Raw genomic sequence first — 17,699 nt, 5'->3', positions numbered from 1 at the left:
TCGAACCCTGGCGTTCTTTACGCACCTGATCGACCCAGCGACGCAAGGCGGTAGAGCCAATATCTAAACTGGCGCAAACCTCGGGAACCGATATCCCCTCATCCAGCACCATGCCAGCAGCCTTGAGTTTGAACTCAGTTGAATAAGAATTACGCATATCCAAAAACACCTCAGATTTGGGCGCCATCATAGCGCCCGATTGAAGTGTCCAAAATCATTAGGCCAGTTCAGCTCAGCTCCCACAGGACCGGTGGGTGTACACAAAATTTGTGACCACCGAAAACCCCTGTAGGAGCAAAGCTTGCTCGCGAAGGGGCCATCCCATCCAACATCGATATCGCCTGACCCACCGCTTTCGCGAGCAAGCTCAGCTCCTACAGGAATTCTGTAGGTCACAGATTCCATATACACCCACCATCCCCTGTGGGAGTGAGCCTGCTCGCGATGACGGACTGACATCCAACATCGATATCACCTGACCCACCGCTTTCGCGAGCAAGCTCAGCTCCCACGGGAATTCTGTAGGTCACAGATTCCATGTACACCCACCATCCCCTGTGGGAGTGAGCCTGCTCGCGATGACGGACTAACATCCAACACCGATGTTGCCTGACCCACCGCTTTCGCGAGCAAGCTCAGCTCCTACAGAAATTCAGTCGGTCCCAGATTCCATGTATACCCCAGAAATTTGCGTGATGTTAGGTTTATGCACAATCCCTGTTAGCGTATCTGTGGATAAGGTGTTCGCGCTTCGCCGCAGCCCTTGTGCTTCGAGCCCTGCAGCCTCTCGTACAAAAAACAACCAGCCTAACTCGCGGTTTTTCCTGGCTTTTTCCTTGGGATAACTCTGCTCGAGCATCCACACTTGCCCCCAATCTCTGTTGGCGCTTCTGTGGATAAGATGTTCGCTGTCCGCTGCACGCCTTATAAATCGGGCCTTACACGTGATCGATCAATAAACAACCAATTCAGCCTTTTCCCTCCGAAAATTTACCCCAACCCCGGATTTATCGCCGCGATCCGCCGTTTTCCACAGACCAGGCAAAGTTGCCCCCAAAGTCTGTTAGCCCTTCTGTGGATAACATGTTTGCCATCCTCTACAGGCTATACAAACCGTGCCTTGCAACCTTTCGATCAAAAAACAACCAATCCCGCTCTCAAAGTGTACTTCCGAATAAGTCACGGTTTTTATTCACTATTTATCGATCATTTCTCGCGAGCAACCTCAGTTGTCCCCAATACCTGTGGGTGGGCTTGTGGATAACTTGTTCGCTAAACCCCGCAAACCACGCTACGTCTAGTCCCAAACGCAATAGATCAAATTTCGTACAGTTTTAATGCGCTCCCGCGTTCCGTGTCACTTCAGTCCGCCAGAACACGCTTGAGTGGCAGCAACAAAACCACCATGGAAGTTATCGCCAATGGCCCTGAAAATTCTCTAGATAACTCCTTATAAGTCTATAAAGGCACATTGACACATGGTGGCTTCAAGACTTAACTGTCACTGGCAAAAAGCACTGGACGGAATACCATTGCGTACTCGCATTTCTCAAGGAGAGAGATCATGGAAACTTACCGCACGACCTTCGTTTGTCTGCCGCGCTATAACCGATATCTTCTTCGACTGGATTAAATCCAAGTCTGCCGTTGCATCATCGGCGGGATTCACTGCGTTTATGAATAGATAATGACGCCTACCAGCGTTCACGTTATTGCGTGCGCGGCTGATCTGTTAAAACAGTCAGCTCGGCGGTGGCAGCCAATCGTGTAACTAACTTCTTAACAATATGGAGCATTGTCATGAGTGTTATCGAAAGCCATGTAGAACGTCTGGCCTGGATCTCGAAACTTGAAATTCCAGAAGCACCGGCCGCAGTAAGTTCTCGCGAAAGATCAGCAGTGGTGCGTGCCAGTGCTGATGAGAATGGCGCGGCGGTGGTCAAAGGCAGTGTGGTTTCTTTTGTGTCAGGGCTTACTGATCAAGCCCGCGACGATGTGCAGAACAGCACGTTGTTGATGCAACTGGCGGCTGACAAAAAGTTTGATCCGGATTCGCAGAAGCAGGAGTGGTTCAAATTTTATACCGAAGGTCTGGCGAATCTGGGCTGGGGTCGTGTATCAAGTGCTTACTCCGATTATCAGCCAAAGAATACCGATGTCACGATGGACCAGGTGGTGCTGGAAGTTCTCGCTCAGGTGGTTGCTCCCGAGTCAGCCCTGTATCTAGTGGTGGCGCAAACTTTCGAGGCATTGAAATCCAATCCGAATAATCAAGGCGCGCTGAAACTCTTCGACAACAGCAGCACCAAGAGCGGCACCGGCACCTTCCAGATCCTTCCGGTGGCGCAGGACACCGGCGGTAACGTGATTATGGTGCTGACGTGCGTCAACGCGACGACGACGGTGCAGTCCGGCAGCTTCCTGTTCTGGCACTGGAGTTCATCATCGTCTCGGATGTACCGGGCGGCGCAACAGATTGTCCTGAACGAATCGGTGTACAAACAGGTTCGCCAGGCTGTTATCGACAAGCTTGGTGATAACGCCAAAAACTTTGTCAAAGACCTGGATATTTAATTGTCCTGATGCGAACCCGGCACTCAGGTGCCGGGTTTGTCTTCTTCGCGTCATCATTATTCAAGGATGATTCGCCATGAGCTTGCCTGCCGCCGAAACTTACGTCGTATCAGGTAATTTGCTAGTCGCCGCGCCTTCGGTAACGAACGCCACTGTTGTGCAGGATGTAGTCAATTCCAATTTGTTATGCCAGTTGGCTGCTGATAAAAAACTGACATCACGTTTTATTGATCCTGCGGCCTGGCTGGATATGTATCGCAACTCGTTGGGGAAAGTATTCTGGCAAATAACCAACTCCAATACGATCAGCTATCCTGTGCCACCGCTGATTCGCTCGTTAACTTTGATGAAGATTTTGCAGGCGACATTTTTCAAGACGCTGGATACCAACTTGGTAGATTGCATTGAGGAGGGGATTGGTCTTTGGCTGGAACTGCCTGAGTCCAGTGCGCCTGCGCTTTTGTACAATAGCAAAACCCACGTCGAATTCGAGGTAGAAGAAAAAGTACCGCCAGTGCCGTCGACAATCTCGGTCATTAATCTGCAACTCAGCGTTGTTCACAGCGGCAGTCGATTGTCCATTTGCAGTATTTATTTCAAGACGCTTGAGTCGGTCGAAGCGGATTTGTTTAATCAGAAGTTTGCAGTAAAGGATATTTTGGGCAATGTAAGCGTCAGTTCATTCAAGGCTGAATTGATCGAGTCGAACTATTCGGCAATTCGCCAGCAGATCATCGACAAGCTGGGCGAAACCAATATCCGCGAAAATATAATGCTTGTTCCAGCCAATCTCGCGCCTGCCGGAATCGAACTTGATACAGGCACTCGACAGTTTTTGGACAGTGTGGATATCTGAAACGACATAACTGACAAAGGGCGCTGAGCGCCCTTTGTTGTGGATGGTTGGAACCGCTGTCTGAGCAATCAGCCTTGAACCGGAACCCCTTTGAGGTAGGCCGCAGGCTCGGCCCCCAGATTGTTCAGCAACCGCTCGCTGTACCAATCGACGAAATTCACCACGCCGAACTCGTACGTCTTGGAATAAGGCCCTGGCTGATAAGCCGTGGAGTTGATTCCGCGCTGGTTTTCTTCGGCCAGGCGCCGGTCCTGATCATTGGTCGCGTCCCAGACCTGACGCATGCGGTCGACGTCGTAATCGACGCCTTCAACCGCGTCCTTGTGCACGATCCATTTGGTGGTGACCACGGTTTCCTGCGCGCTGATCGGCCACACCGTGAAGACGATGATGTGGTCGCCCATGCAGTGGTTCCACGAATGCGGCAGGTGCAGGATGCGCATCGAGCCGAGGTCCGGGTTTTTGATCCGGCCCATCAGTTTGGCGCAGCCCTGTTTGCCGTCGAGGGTCATCGACACGGTGCCCTTGAGCAGCGGCATACGCACGATGCGGTTGCGCAGGCCGAAACTGGCGTGGGCGTAAGGGATTTTTTCGGCGTCCCATGCGGCGGCGGACGCGGCGACGTGATCCTTGAATGCCTGATCGGCGCGCGGGTCGGTGACGTCGTCCCATTCCAGCAGGGTTTTCAGCAGTTCCGGGTGCGAGGCGTTGCAGTGGTAACACTCGCGGTTGTTTTCCAGCACCAGTTTCCAGTTGGCTTTTTCCACCAGGGTGGTGGTGATGGCCACCTTGGTGTTCTCCATGTCGTACGGTTCCATGTAATGGTTCAGCGTCGACAGGAAGTCATCAATCGCCGGCGGATTCTCGGCCAGGCTGATGAAGATGTAGCCGCCAGCGGTTTTCACGTTCACCGGTTTGAGGCCGTACTGCTTCATGTCGAAGTCGGCGCCCATTTCGGTGCCGGCGAACAGCAGGCGACCGTCGAGTTCGTAGGTCCACTGGTGGTAATGGCAGACCAGTTTGGCGACCTTGCCCTTGTCGCTGGTGCACAGCCGCGAACCGCGGTGGCGGCAGACGTTGTGGAACGCGTGCACCACGCCTTCGGCACCGCGAATCACGATGATCGGGTTCTTGCCGATTTGCAGCGTCAGGTAGTTGCCCTTGCCCGGGATCTCGCAGGTCATGCCGGCGATCAACCACTCTTTCTGGAAAATCTCCTGCATGTCGATATCGAACAGCCGCTCGTCAGAGTAAAACGGCTGCGGCAGCGAGAAAGTGCGCTCGCGTTCTTGCAGCATCTGCGCGGTGGCCTTGCGTGCGGGTTCCAGCGGATCGCCCAAGCTGATTTTTGCGGTGACGTCCATCGATTTGATCCTCAAGGCCATTCTGTGTGGCCGGCGAAAGTGGCTAATCAGGGTTGCGACGCAAGGTGCTAATTGAAGGTGTAAGGAATGTGTATAGGTATGGGGCGAGTGTGGGGCCGGCGCACGCCAGAACCTTATCCATGGGCGACATGGCCCAATCTGTTCCCGACGCGCAACCCCCGGTAGTTGGGGGCTGGTCGCGATAAGTATGTGAATGTCGCAGATAGGTAAATGGGCGACTCGCGCTATACGCAGAATCGCCAACATAAGGCCGACACACGGCTACGGAGAACAGCATGTCCAACAGCTTCCTGAATCCGGTTACCACCCAGACCTGGGCCAATGGTCGACACATCGTCCGTTGCGTCAAAGTCATCCAGGAAACCTGGGACGTGCGCACCTTCTGCTTTATGGCCGATCAGCCGATTCTGTTCTTCTTCAAACCGGGGCAGTTCGTCACCCTGGAGTTGGAAATCGAAGGCGTGCCGATCATGCGCTCCTACACCATCTCCAGTTCGCCATCGGTGCCGTACAGCTTTTCGGTGACGATCAAACGCGTGCCGGGCGGCAAGGTTTCCAACTGGTTGCACGACACCTTGCACGAGGGCCAGGAGCTGGCGGTGCACGGGCCGGTCGGGCTGTTCAACGCCATGGATTTCACCGCGCCGAAAGTGCTCTACCTCAGCGGCGGCGTCGGCATCACGCCGGTGATGTCGATGGCGCGCTGGTTTTACGACACCAACGGCAACGTCGACATGGTGTTTATCCACAGCGCACGTTCACCGAAAGACATCATTTACCACCGCGAGCTGGAACACATGGCGTCGCGGATCGACAACTTCAGCCTGCACCTGATCTGCGAGAAGCACGGTCTGGGCGAGCCGTGGGCCGGCTATCGCGGTTATCTGAACCACAAGATGCTCGAACTGATGGCGCCGGATTTCCTGGAGCGCGAAGTTTTCTGCTGCGGCCCGACGCCGTACATGAACGCGGTCAAGCGCATGCTCGAAGCGGTCGGTTTCGACATGTCGCGGTATCACGAAGAATCCTTCGGCGCGACCCCACCGGAGGCCCGCGCCGATGCGGTGGAACAGGCGGAAATCGCTGCGGATGCGCCAGAAGTCGATTTGGCAGACCTGCATCAAGTGGAGTTCATCTCTTCGGGCAAAAGCATTCGCGTGGCGCCGGGCGAAACCGTGCACGCCGCCGCCGCCAAGCTCGGCCTGCTGATCCCGAAAGCCTGCGGCATGGGCATTTGCGGCACCTGCAAAGTGCTGAAACTGGGCGGCGAAGTCGACATGGAACACAACGGCGGGATCACCGAAGAAGACGAAGCCGAAGGCTACATCCTGTCCTGCTGCAGCGTGCCGAAGGGCGACGTGCGGATTGAGTTCTGATGATTCGTTAACTTCAAGAACCACCCCCTCACCCCAACCCTCTCCCCAGAGGGGAGAGGGGGAAAGGGAGCAGATCTTCGTTGTTTTCAAAGCCTGAGTTCGACTCTGGATTTCAAGTATCGAGGCTATTCAAAGCCTGAGTTCGACTCTGGATTTCAAGTATCGAGGCTATTCAATTCCTGAGTTCGACTCTGGATTTCAAGTATCGAGGTCATTCCATTCCTGAGTTCGACTCGGTTTTTCAGGTCGACGTAGCTCTAAGAGCACCTCGGTCAGTCCCCTCGCCCCTTTGGGGAGAGGGTTAGGGAGAGGGGTGGACCCAGCTGACACTACAAACCCCTCAATCGACAAACAGGTCCGGCATCAGTTTGTCGGTGGCGCCCGGTTCAAACCGATACCCCTCGAAATCCGTCACTCCGCTTTCGCGCAAAACCTCCTCATCAATCAGCAACCGCCCGGTAATGCTGCGGCCAGCGCTGTCCAGAATGATGTGCGCGGGATCCGCCATGATCGCCGGCGTTCGTGCATGTTTGAAGGACTCCCGCGAGCCCCGAAAATCGTGCCCGGCAACTTGGGATGCGGCTCGGCACTTTTGGCGGCATGTGAGCGGGGGCTCGACAGCTCCTACGGGTCCGTCAGGTCCGGCAGGGGAGGGGAGGGCTCAGCGGGACATGACTTCGCGGATATCCGCCGCCAATTCACGCACGCGTTCCTCTTCGGTGTCCCATGAGCACATAAAGCGGGCGCCGCCGTTGCCGATGAAGGTGTAGAAGCGCCAGCCCTTGGCGGTGAGGGCGGCGATCGCCGGTTCCGAGAGTTGCAGGAATACGCCGTTGGCCTGCACCGGGAACATCAATTCCACGCCTTGAATATCGCTGACCAGTTCGGCAAGCAATTGCGCGCAACGGTTGGCGTGTTTGGCGTATTTCAGCCAGGCGTCGTTTTCCAGAATCCCAACCCACGGCGCCGAGAGAAAGCGCATTTTCGAAGCCAGTTGCCCGGCCTGTTTGCAGCGATAGTCGAAGTCTTCCGCCAGTTTATGGTTGAAGAACAGAATCGCCTCGCCCACCGCCATGCCGTTTTTCGTGCCGCCGAAGCACAGCACATCAACGCCAGCTTTCCAGGTCAGATCCGCCGGCGTGCAGCCGAGGAAGGCGCAGGCGTTGGAGAAACGCGCGCCGTCCATGTGCAGGTTCAAACCGAGTTCTTTGCAAGTGACGCTGATCGCGCGGATTTCTTCCGGGGTGTAGACGCTGCCGACTTCGGTGGCTTGAGTCAGCGTGACCACGCGCGGTTTCGGGTAGTGGATGTCCTGGCGCTTGAGCGCGACTTCGCGGATCGATTCCGGGGTCAGCTTGCCGTTCTCAGTGCGCGCGACCAGCAGTTTCGAACCGTTGGAGAAGAATTCCGGAGCGCCACATTCGTCGGTTTCGACGTGGGCGGTTTCCGAGCAGATCACGCTGTGGTAACTCTGGCACAGCGACGACAGGGCCAGCGAGTTGGCGGCAGTGCCGTTGAAGGCGAAAAACACTTCGCAGTCGGTTTCGAACAATTTGCGGAAATCGTCGGACGCGCGTGCGGTCCATTCATCGTCGCCGTAAGCGCGCTGGTGGCCGTGGTTGGCCTGTTCCATGGCGGCCCAGGCTTCAGGGCAGATGCCGGAATAGTTGTCGCTGGCAAATTGTTGGCTCTTATCGGTCATGGCCTGATTCCGTGTGCAAGGCCCTTATGGTGAAGGGCCTCGGGGTCAATGATGGTGCGCACTTTACCGAAGATCGTCCGGGGAGCACACGCGATGATGCTGTCAGAAAATTACACAATTGACGGGCAATTATGCACATGACGCAAAGGGACGGCGCGCTGGATCTGCTCAAGTGGCTGGCGCTGATGAGCATGGTGCTCGATCACCTGCGATATGTCGGTTACTCCGTCGATTTCCTGTATGTGCCGGGGCGGCTGGCGTTTCCGTGGTTTTGCCTGGCGATGGCGGCGAATCTGGCGCGGGCCAACACGGCGGCCGCGAACGGCCAGTGGCGTTATCTGGGCTGGTTGCTGCTGTTCAGTGCGATCAGCGAAATCCCCTATCGACTGTTTATTCCTGATCCCGACACGTTGAACGTGATGCCGACCCTGGTCCTCGGTCTGCTGCTGGCGCGCGGCTGGCGGCGACCGACGCTGCAATCGCGATGGCTGGCGGTGGGCGCGGTGGTGATTGCGGCATTGTTTGCACAACGGCTGATGTTCGGGTTTTTCGGCGTGCTGCTGCCGCTGGCGATGCTTCTGGTGTTTCGCCGGCCATGGTATTTCAGCCTGTTGCCGGGGATCGTCTGTCTGGCGGCCAACCAATGGCAAGTGCTGTACAGTGCGGCGCGCTGGGGCAACGGCACGGCGATTGGCGGTTTTGTGATTTGCCTGATCGCGCCAGTGCTGGGAGTGTTCTTGTTGCGACACGCTAAAAGCGTCAAGCCGCCACCGATGCGCCGCTGGGCGTATGCGCTGTATCCGCTGCATTTTTTGCTGTTGCTCGCCGTCCGCCAGGTAATCGCCTGACCCCTGTGGGAGCGAGCTTGCTCGCGATGAGGCCAGCACAGCCACCGTCGATGTTGCCTGACCCATCGCCATCGCGAGCAAGCTCGCTCCCACATGAGTTCCTGGCGGGTTCAAAGCTTGTGTCGCGCCAGCCATTTCAGCGCATGTCGTAAACGCACCTTTGCGTGGCGTCCGTAGGCATTTGACCTGTCTGCGCCGGTCATACCATCGCATCAAAGGGCACTGCCGAAATTGCCAGGGCCTTACCGAGACGAATGGCGCATAGATGCCGCTGGGAGAGACGCGATGTTCAGCAAGCAAGACCAGATCAAGGGCTACGACGATGCACTGCTGGCGGCGATGAATGCCGAGGAGCAACGCCAGGAAGATCACATCGAACTGATCGCGTCAGAGAACTACACCAGCAAACGCGTCATGCAAGCGCAGGGCAGCGGCCTGACCAACAAATACGCCGAAGGTTATCCGGGCAAGCGCTACTACGGCGGCTGCGAGCACGTCGACAAGGTTGAAGCGCTGGCCATCGAACGCGCCAAGCAACTGTTCGGCGCCGATTACGCCAACGTCCAGCCGCACTCCGGCAGCCAGGCCAACGCTGCGGTTTACCTGGCATTGCTCAACGCCGGCGACACCGTGCTGGGCATGAGCCTGGCCCACGGCGGTCACCTGACCCACGGCGCCAAAGTGAGCTTTTCCGGCAAGCTGTACAACGCCGTGCAGTACGGCATCGACACCAAAACCGGGCTGATCGACTACGACGAAGTCGAGCGTCTGGCGGTCGAGCACAAACCGAAAATGATCATCGCCGGATTCTCGGCGTATTCGAAGACGTTGGACTTTCCGCGCTTTCGCGAGATTGCAGACAAGGTTGGCGCGTACTTCTTCGTCGACATGGCTCACGTTGCCGGTCTGGTCGCCGCGGGTTTGTACCCGAACCCGCTGCCGTACGCCGACGTGGTCACCACCACTACCCACAAGACGTTGCGCGGTCCGCGTGGCGGTTTGATCCTGGCCAAGGCCAACGAAGCACTGGAAAAGAAATTCAACGCGGCGGTGTTCCCCGGTGGTCAGGGCGGCCCGTTGATGCACGTGATTGCCGGTAAAGCGGTGTGCTTCAAGGAAGCGCTGGAGCCAGGTTTCAAAGCCTATCAACAACAAGTGATCGACAACGCCCAGGCGATGGCCGGCGTGTTCATCGAGCGCGGCTATGACGTCGTGTCCGGTGGCACCGACAACCACCTGTTCCTGGTCAGCCTGATCCGTCAGGGCCTCACCGGCAAAGAGGCGGACGCCGCACTCGGCCGCGCCCACATCACCGTCAACAAGAACGCCGTGCCGAACGACCCGCAGTCGCCGTTCGTGACCTCGGGCCTGCGCATCGGCACCCCGGCGGTGACCACGCGCGGTTTCAAGGTCAGCCAGTGCGTGACGCTGGCCGGCTGGATCTGCGACATCCTCGACAACCTCGGCGATGCCGACGTCGAGGCCAATGTCGCGCAGCAAGTGTCGGCCCTGTGCGCAGACTTCCCGGTTTATCGCTGAGCGGTTTTGGAGTAAATGACTATGCAACGCTACTCAGGCTTCGGCCTCTTCAAGCACTCCCTCAGCCATCACGAAAACTGGCAGAAGATGTGGCGCACGCCGACCCCGAAAAAGGTCTATGACGTGGTCATCGTCGGCGGTGGCGGGCATGGTCTCGCCACGGCTTATTACCTGGCCAAAGAGCACGGCATCACCAACGTCGCCGTGGTCGAGAAAGGCTGGCTGGGCGGCGGCAACACCGCGCGCAACACCACCATCGTCCGCTCCAACTATCTCTGGGACGAGTCGGCGCACTTGTACGAACACGCGATGAAACTGTGGGAAGGCCTGTCCCAGGACTTGAACTACAACGTGATGTTCTCGCAGCGCGGCGTTTACAACCTGTGCCACACCCTGCAAGACATTCGTGATTCCGAGCGTCGGGTCAGCGCCAACCGCCTCAACGGCGTCGACGGCGAGCTGCTCGATGCCAAGCAAGTGGCCGACGAGATTCCGTACCTCGATTGCTCGAAAAACACTCGCTACCCGGTGATGGGCGCCACCGTCCAGCGTCGCGGCGGCGTCGCCCGTCACGATGCCGTGGCGTGGGGTTTCGCCCGTGCCGCTGACGCACTCGGCGTGGACCTGATTCAGCAGACCGAAGTGATCGGTTTCCGCAAGGAAAACGGCGTGTGCATCGGCGTTGAAACCAACAAAGGCTTCATCGGCGCCAAGCGCGTCGGTGTAGTGACTGCCGGTAACTCCGGGCACATGGCCAAGCTCGCCGGTTTCCGCCTGCCGATCGAATCCCACCCGCTGCAAGCGCTGGTGTCCGAGCCGATCAAGCCGATTATCGACAGCGTGATCATGTCCAACGCGGTGCACGGTTACATCAGCCAGTCCGACAAGGGCGACCTGGTAATCGGCGCCGGTATCGACGGCTACAACGGCTACGGCCAGCGCGGTTCGTACCCGGTGATCGAGCACACCATTCAAGCCATCGTCGAAATGTTCCCGGTGTTGTCGCGCGTACGCATGAACCGCCAGTGGGGCGGCATCGTCGACACCACGCCGGATGCGTGCCCGATCATCTCGAAAACTCCGGTGCCGAACATGTTCTTCAACTGCGGTTGGGGCACCGGCGGCTTCAAGGCCACACCTGGCTCGGGCAACGTATTTGCCGCGAGTCTGGCCAAGGGTGAAATGCACCCATTGGCCGCACCTTTCTCCATCGACCGTTTCCACAACGGTGCGTTGATCGATGAACACGGCGCTGCGGCCGTCGCCCACTAACAGGAGAAATTTCCTATGTTGCACATCTTCTGTCCTCACTGCGGCGAGCTGCGCTCCGAAGAGGAATTCCACGCATCCGGCCAGGCGCACATTCCGCGCCCACTGGACCCGGCGGCCTGCTCCGACGAGGAGTGGGGCGACTACATGTTCTTCCGCGATAACCCGCGCGGCCTGCACCACGAACTGTGGATTCACGCCGCCGGTTGCCGCCAGTACTTCAACGCGACCCGCAACACCGTGACCTACGAGATTCTGGAAACCTACAAGATCGGCGCCAAGCCACAATTCACCGACAAGACCGATAGCCCGAAAGCGGCCGCCACGGCTCTGGGAGAGAAGGTATGAGCCAGATCAATCGCCTGTCCAACGGTGGACGGATCGACCGCAACAAAGTGCTGAGCTTCACCTTCAACGGCCAGACCTACAAAGGCTTCGAAGGCGACTCGCTGGCCGCTGCGCTGATTGCCAACGGTGTCGACATCATCGGTCGCAGCTTCAAGTATTCGCGTCCGCGCGGCATCTTTGCCGCCGGTGCCGAAGAGCCGAACGCGGTGCTGCAGATCGGCGCCACCGAAGCCACGCAAATTCCCAACGTGCGCGCCACGCAACAAGCGCTGTACCAAGGTTTGGTCGCGACCAGCACCAACGGCTGGCCGAGCGTCAACAACGACATGATGGGCATTCTCGGCAAGGTCGGCGGCAAGCTGATGCCGCCGGGTTTCTACTACAAAACCTTCATGTACCCGCAATCGTTCTGGATGACTTACGAAAAGTACATCCGCAAGGCTGCCGGGCTTGGCCGCTCGCCGACCGAGAACGATCCGGACACTTACGACTACATGAACCAGCACTGCGACGTGCTGATCGTCGGCGCCGGCCCTGCTGGTCTGGCGGCGGCATTGGCGGCGGCGCGCAGTGGCGCACGGGTGATTCTTGCCGATGAGCAGGAAGAATTCGGCGGCAGCCTGCTCGATTCGCGCGAAAGCCTCGATGGCAAACCGGCTATCGAGTGGGTCGCCAGCGTCATCGAAGAACTGAAAAACACCCCGGACGTGCTGCTGTTGCCGCGCGCCACGGTCAACGGTTATCACGACCACAACTTCCTGACCATTCACGAGCGCCTGACCGATCACCTCGGCGACCGCGCACCGATTGGTCAGGTGCGTCAGCGCATTCACCGGGTCCGCGCCAAGCGTGTGGTGCTGGCCACCGGCGCTTGCGAGCGGCCACTGGTCTACGGCAACAACGACGTGCCGGGCAACATGCTCGCCGGCGCTGTCTCGACTTACGTGCGCCGCTACGGCGTGGCTCCGGGGAAAAAACTCGTCCTCTCGACCAACAACGATCACGCCTATCGCGTGGCCCTGGATTGGCTCGACGCCAGCCTGCAAGTCGTGGCCATCGCCGATGCGCGCAGCAACCCGCGCGGTGCGTTGGTTGAAGAAGCACGCGCCAAAGGCATTCGCATCCTCACTGGCAGCGCGGTGATCGAAGCGCGCGGCACCAAGCGCGTCAGCGCTGCACGCGTCGCCGCAATTGATGTGAAAGCACACGCGGTGACCAGTCCGGGCGAATGGCTCGATTGCGATCTGGTGGCGACTTCCGGCGGTTACAGCCCGGTGGTTCACTTGGCTTCGCACTTGGGCGGCAAACCGACCTGGCGTGAAGACATCCTCGGTTTTGTACCGGGCGAAGCACCGCAGAAACGCGTGTGCGTCGGCGGCATCAATGGCGTCTACGGCCTCGGCGATTCGCTGGCCGATGGTTTTGAGGGAGGCGTGCGCGCCGCCAGCGAAGCCGGTTTCGGGTTGGTCGAAGCGACCTTGCCGAAAGCCCTGAGCCGTCTCGAAGAGCCGACTCTGGCGCTGTTCCAGGTGCCGCATGAAAAGAACTCGGCGCGTGCGCCGAAGCAATTCGTCGACTTGCAAAACGACGTCACCGCGGGCGGTATCGAGCTGGCGACCCGTGAAGGTTTCGAGTCGGTCGAGCACGTCAAACGCTACACCGCGCTGGGCTTCGGCACCGATCAGGGCAAGCTCGGCAACGTCAACGGCCTGGCCATCGCCGCCCGCTCGCTGAACGTGACCATCCCGCAGATGGGCACCACGATGTTCCGCCCGAACTACACGCCGGTGACTTTCGGCGCGGTGGCCGGTCGTCACTGTGGGCACATTTTCGAACCGGTTCGCCACACCGCGCTGCATCACTGGCACGTGAAAAATGGCGCCGAGTTTGAAGACGTCGGTCAGTGGAAACGCCCTTGGTACTTCCCGAAAAACGGCGAAGGCTTGCACGCGGCGGTGAAGCGCGAATGCAAAGCCGTGCGCGACAGCGTCGGCCTGCTCGACGCCTCGACCCTCGGCAAAATCGACATTCAAGGCCCGGATGCGCGCGAGTTTCTCAACCGCATCTACACCAACGCCTGGACCAAGCTCGACGTCGGCAAGGCGCGTTACGGCTTGATGTGCAAAGAAGACGGCATGGTCTTCGACGACGGCGTGACTGCATGCCTGGCCGACAACCATTTCGTCATGACCACCACCACGGGCGGCGCGGCACGCGTGCTGCAATGGCTGGAAATCTACCAGCAGACCGAATGGCCAGATTTGAAGGTGTACTTCACTTCCGTGACCGATCACTGGGCAACCATGACCCTGTCCGGGCCGAACAGCCGCAAGCTGCTCAGCGAAGTCACCGACATTGACCTGAGCAACGAAGCGTTCCCGTTCATGACCTGGAAAGAAGGCCAGGTCGGCGGTGTGCCGGCACGGGTTTTCCGGATTTCGTTTACCGGTGAGCTGTCGTACGAAGTCAACGTGCAGGCCGACTATGCGATGGGCGTGCTGGAGAAAATCGTCGAGGCCGGCAAGCAATACAACCTGACGCCGTACGGCACCGAGACCATGCACGTGCTGCGGGCCGAGAAGGGTTTCATCATCGTCGGCCAGGACACCGACGGCTCGATGACCCCGGACGACCTGAACATGGGTTGGTGTGTCGGTCGCACCAAGCCGTTTTCGTGGATCGGCCAGCGCGGGATGAATCGCGAAGATTGTGTGCGTGAACAGCGCAAACAGTTGGTCGGCTTGAAGCCGATCGATCCGACTCAATGGCTGCCGGAAGGCGCGCAACTGGTGTTCAACACCAAGCAGACGATTCCGATGACGATGGTTGGCCACGTCACCTCCAGCTACTTGCACAACTCCTTGGGCTATTCGTTTGCCATGGGCGTGGTCAAGGGCGGCTTGAAGCGCATCGGCGAGCGGGTTTTTGCGCCGCTGGCGGATGGCAGCGTGATCGAGGCGGAGATTGTTTCTTCGGTGTTCTTCGACCCGAAAGGTGATCGCCAGAACGTGTAACCACACACACCCTGTAGGAGCAAGGCTTGCCCGCGATGAACGATGACGCGGTGTATCAGCCGAACCGCGTCGCCCCAATCGCGGGCAAGCCTTGCTCCCACAGGTGTGTCGTACGAATTCAGAAAGGTGCTTTATGACCGCAGCCAATGTTTACCAACAACGCCCGACCACCGGGGCCAAAGCCGAGTCGTCGCTGCATCATGCCGACCTCGCCAGCCTGGTGGGCAAGGGCCGCAAAAGCGCCGGCGTGATCGTGCGTGAGAAAAAACTCCTCGGCCACTTGACCCTTCGTGGCGATGGCCACGATCCGGCGTTCAGTGAAGGCGTGCACAAAGCCTTGGGCATCGAATTGCCCGGCGCGCTGGCCGTCATCATCAAGGGTGAAACCAGCCTGCAATGGATGGGCCCGGACGAGTGGCTGCTGATCGTGCCGAGCGGCGAAGAATTCGCCGCCGAGCAAAAACTCCGTGAAGCGCTGGGCGACCTGCACATCCAGATCGTCAACGTCAGCGGCGGCCAGCAAATCCTTGAACTGAGCGGCCCGAACGTGCGCCAGGTGCTGATGAAATCCACCAGCTACGACGTGCACCCGAACAGCTTCCCGGTGGGCAAAGCCGTCGGCACCGTGTTCGCCAAGTCGCAACTGGTGATTCGTCACACAGCTGAAGACACTTGGGAACTGCTGATCCGCCGCAGCTTTTCGGATTACTGGTGGTTGTGGCTGCAGGATGCGGCGGCCGAATACGGGCTGAGCGTTCAGGCTTAAAGCAGTTTGAGTTGGCCTCGATTGAGTTGGCCTCGATATTGAGGCTGGCTTTAGATCGACCCCTCACCCCAACCCTCTCCCCAGAGGGGAGAGGGGGAAAGGGGGCGGATCTCTAGTGTTGTCGCTATTTGTGTTCGACTTGAAATCGCTTTTGAAGAGCCTGAGTTCAACTCGGTATTTCAGGTCGATGTAGCTGCAGGAACAACTCGGTCAGTCCCCTCGCCCCTTTGGGGAGAGGGCTAGGGTGAGGGGGGGATTTTCCTGACACCCCGCACAATGAACAGGAGTCACCGCACTATGAGCCGCGCCCCAGACACATGGATTCTGACTGCCGACTGCCCCAGCGTGCTCGGCACCGTGGACGCGGTGACGCGCTTTTTGTTCGAGCAGGGTTGCTACGTCACCGAGCACCATTCCTTCGATGACCGGCTCTCGGGTCGGTTTTTCATTCGCGTGGAATTCCGTCAGCCCGACGGCTTCGACGAACAAGCTTTCCGCGCCGGCCTCGAAGAACGCGGCGCCAGTTTCGGCATGATCTTCGAACTGACTGCGCCGAACTACCGGCCGAAAGTGGTGATCATGGTTTCCAAGGCCGATCACTGCCTCAACGATTTGCTCTACCGCCAGCGCATCGGCCAATTGTCGATGGACGTGGCCGCCGTGGTGTCCAACCACCCGGACCTGAAGCCGCTCGCCGACTGGCACCAGATTCCGTACTACCATTTCCCACTCGACCCCAACGACAAACCGTCGCAAGAGCGTCAGGTATGGCAAGTGATCGAAGAATCCGGCGCGGAACTGGTGATCCTCGCGCGCTACATGCAGGTTCTCTCGCCCGAGCTGTGCCGCAAGCTCGATGGCAAGGCGATCAACATCCACCACTCGCTGCTGCCGGGTTTCAAAGGCGCCAAGCCGTATCACCAGGCTTATAACAAAGGCGTGAAACTGGTCGGGGCGACGGCGCATTACATCAACAACGATCTGGACGAAGGGCCGATCATTGCCCAGGGCGTCGAGGCCGTGGACCACAGTCATTACCCGGAAGATCTGATCGCCAAGGGGCGGGATATCGAAGGGCTGACCCTGGCGCGGGCCGTTGGTTATCACATTGAGCGACGGGTGTTTTTAAACGCCAATCGCACTGTCGTTCTTTAATTCGCCGTCGCGGGCAAGCCTCGCTCCTACAGGGTCGGAGCGAATCGCGATATTGGGGACAACCTCAATCCCGTAGGAGCAAGGCTTGCTCGCGATGAGGCCATAACAGGCAACACAAGACAAACAAGCACTAACCCGAGCAATCAACGCGCCGCCGATCCATGGCGACGCGACCGCTACATAAAAACAACAGCGAGGTGAAAGCATGTCTGGTAATCGTGGTGTCGTGTATCTCGGCAACGGCAAGGTCGAAATACAGAAAATCGACTATCCCAAAATGCAGGACCCGCGCGGCAGGAAGATTAATCACGCTGTGATCCTGCGCGTCGTCTCCACCAACATCTGCGGCTCCGATCAACACATGGTGCGCGGTCGTACCACGGCGCAAACCGGTCTGGTGCTGGGCCATGAAATTACCGGTGAAGTCATCGAGAAGGGCAGCGACGTCGAGAACCTGCAAATCGGCGACTTGGTGTCCGTGCCGTTCAACGTTGCTTGCGGGCGCTGCCGTTCCTGCAAAGAGATGCACACCGGCGTTTGCCTGAGCGTCAACCCGGCCCGTCCCGGCGGCGCTTACGGTTACGTCGACATGGGCGACTGGACCGGCGGCCAGGCTGAATACGCGATGGTGCCGTACGCCGACTTCAACTTGCTGAAACTGCCGGACCGCGACCGCGCGATGGAAAAAATCCGCGACCTGACTTGCCTCTCCGACATCCTGCCGACCGGCTACCACGGCGCCGTCACCGCCGGCGTCGGCCCGGGCAGCACCGTGTACATCGCGGGTGCCGGCCCGGTCGGCCTCGCCGCTGCCGCTTCCGCTCGCCTGTTGGGCGCGGCGGTGGTGATCATCGGCGACGTCAACAC

The 17,699-nt window shown here is 58.6% G+C and carries 14 protein-coding genes and 1 pseudogene; 11 read left to right on the top strand and 4 right to left on the bottom strand.

What is annotated here, in order from left to right:
* Window positions 1–157, bottom strand: a 157-nt coding sequence (locus BI292_RS03010) for a transposase (protein ID WP_157831205.1), incomplete at its 3' end; no start/stop codon positions are given.
* 1,643 nt (window positions 158–1,800) lie between these two features.
* Between BI292_RS03010 and BI292_RS03005 the strand changes: the two genes are divergently transcribed.
* Window positions 1,801–2,574, top strand: a complete 774-nt coding sequence (locus BI292_RS03005; RefSeq protein ID WP_092277076.1) for a hypothetical protein — start codon at window positions 1,801–1,803, stop codon at window positions 2,572–2,574.
* 76 nt (window positions 2,575–2,650) lie between these two features.
* Window positions 2,651–3,430 carry a hypothetical protein gene (locus BI292_RS03000; protein WP_101206938.1) on the top strand — a complete coding sequence of 260 codons (780 nt, stop codon included), beginning with the start codon at window positions 2,651–2,653 and terminating at the stop codon, window positions 3,428–3,430.
* Window positions 3,431–3,498: 68 nt separating this feature from the next.
* On the opposite strand, the gene gbcA is transcribed toward BI292_RS03000, so the two are convergent.
* A complete protein-coding gene (gene gbcA, locus BI292_RS02995; RefSeq protein ID WP_101206937.1) occupies window positions 3,499–4,794 on the bottom strand; it encodes a glycine-betaine demethylase subunit GbcA in 1,296 nt (431 codons plus the stop codon).
* Between the two features lie 296 nt (window positions 4,795–5,090).
* On the opposite strand from gbcA, the gene gbcB reads away from it, so the two are divergent.
* Window positions 5,091–6,191, top strand: coding sequence for a glycine-betaine demethylase subunit GbcB (gbcB, locus tag BI292_RS02990; RefSeq protein WP_092277085.1), 1,101 nt, complete (start codon window positions 5,091–5,093; stop codon window positions 6,189–6,191).
* A gap of 340 nt (window positions 6,192–6,531) precedes the next feature.
* On the opposite strand, the pseudogene BI292_RS02985 reads toward gbcB, so the two are convergent.
* Window positions 6,532–6,741: pseudogene (locus BI292_RS02985) on the bottom strand (short chain dehydrogenase); the annotation flags it as partial.
* Between the two features lie 111 nt (window positions 6,742–6,852).
* The gene (locus tag BI292_RS02980; protein WP_092277088.1) at window positions 6,853–7,893 is read right to left on the bottom strand and encodes a low specificity L-threonine aldolase; all 1,041 of its coding nucleotides are present in this window, start codon (window positions 7,891–7,893) and stop codon (window positions 6,853–6,855) included.
* A gap of 131 nt (window positions 7,894–8,024) precedes the next feature.
* On the opposite strand from BI292_RS02980, the gene BI292_RS02975 reads away from it, so the two are divergent.
* From BI292_RS02975 to BI292_RS02940, 8 genes are all read left to right on the top strand, one after another.
* The gene (locus BI292_RS02975) at window positions 8,025–8,741 is read left to right on the top strand and encodes a TraX family protein (RefSeq protein ID WP_101206936.1); all 717 of its coding nucleotides are present in this window, start codon (window positions 8,025–8,027) and stop codon (window positions 8,739–8,741) included.
* A gap of 285 nt (window positions 8,742–9,026) precedes the next feature.
* A complete protein-coding gene (gene glyA / locus BI292_RS02970; RefSeq protein ID WP_101206935.1) occupies window positions 9,027–10,280 on the top strand; it encodes a serine hydroxymethyltransferase in 1,254 nt (417 codons plus the stop codon).
* A gap of 21 nt (window positions 10,281–10,301) precedes the next feature.
* Entirely contained in the window at window positions 10,302–11,552 is a 1,251-nt protein-coding gene (locus BI292_RS02965; protein ID WP_007947735.1) for a sarcosine oxidase subunit beta, read from the top strand.
* A gap of 15 nt (window positions 11,553–11,567) precedes the next feature.
* A complete protein-coding gene (locus BI292_RS02960) occupies window positions 11,568–11,897 on the top strand; it encodes a sarcosine oxidase subunit delta (RefSeq protein ID WP_092277097.1) in 330 nt (109 codons plus the stop codon).
* Window positions 11,894–14,911 (top strand): sarcosine oxidase subunit alpha, encoded by a 3,018-nt coding sequence (locus BI292_RS02955; protein ID WP_101206934.1) that lies wholly within the window; start codon window positions 11,894–11,896, stop codon window positions 14,909–14,911. The genes BI292_RS02960 and BI292_RS02955 overlap by 4 nt, the downstream gene beginning before the upstream one ends.
* 133 nt (window positions 14,912–15,044) lie before the next feature.
* Window positions 15,045–15,677: a sarcosine oxidase subunit gamma gene (locus tag BI292_RS02950; RefSeq protein WP_101206933.1), complete on the top strand. Its 633-nt coding sequence runs from the start codon at window positions 15,045–15,047 to the stop codon at window positions 15,675–15,677.
* 297 nt (window positions 15,678–15,974) lie between these two features.
* The gene (gene purU / locus BI292_RS02945) at window positions 15,975–16,832 is read left to right on the top strand and encodes a formyltetrahydrofolate deformylase (RefSeq protein WP_101206932.1); all 858 of its coding nucleotides are present in this window, start codon (window positions 15,975–15,977) and stop codon (window positions 16,830–16,832) included.
* A gap of 205 nt (window positions 16,833–17,037) precedes the next feature.
* A partial coding sequence (locus BI292_RS02940; RefSeq protein WP_157831204.1) for an alcohol dehydrogenase catalytic domain-containing protein occupies window positions 17,038–17,699 on the top strand: 662 nt, incomplete at its 3' end.

The sequence above is a fragment of the Pseudomonas sp. 43NM1 genome (genome assembly GCF_002836905.1).
GTDB classification, from domain to species: Bacteria; Pseudomonadota; Gammaproteobacteria; order Pseudomonadales; family Pseudomonadaceae; genus Aquipseudomonas; species Aquipseudomonas prosekii.
Note: the sequence above shows the minus strand (reverse complement) of the source record. Positions and strands in the feature narration are given on the sequence as shown.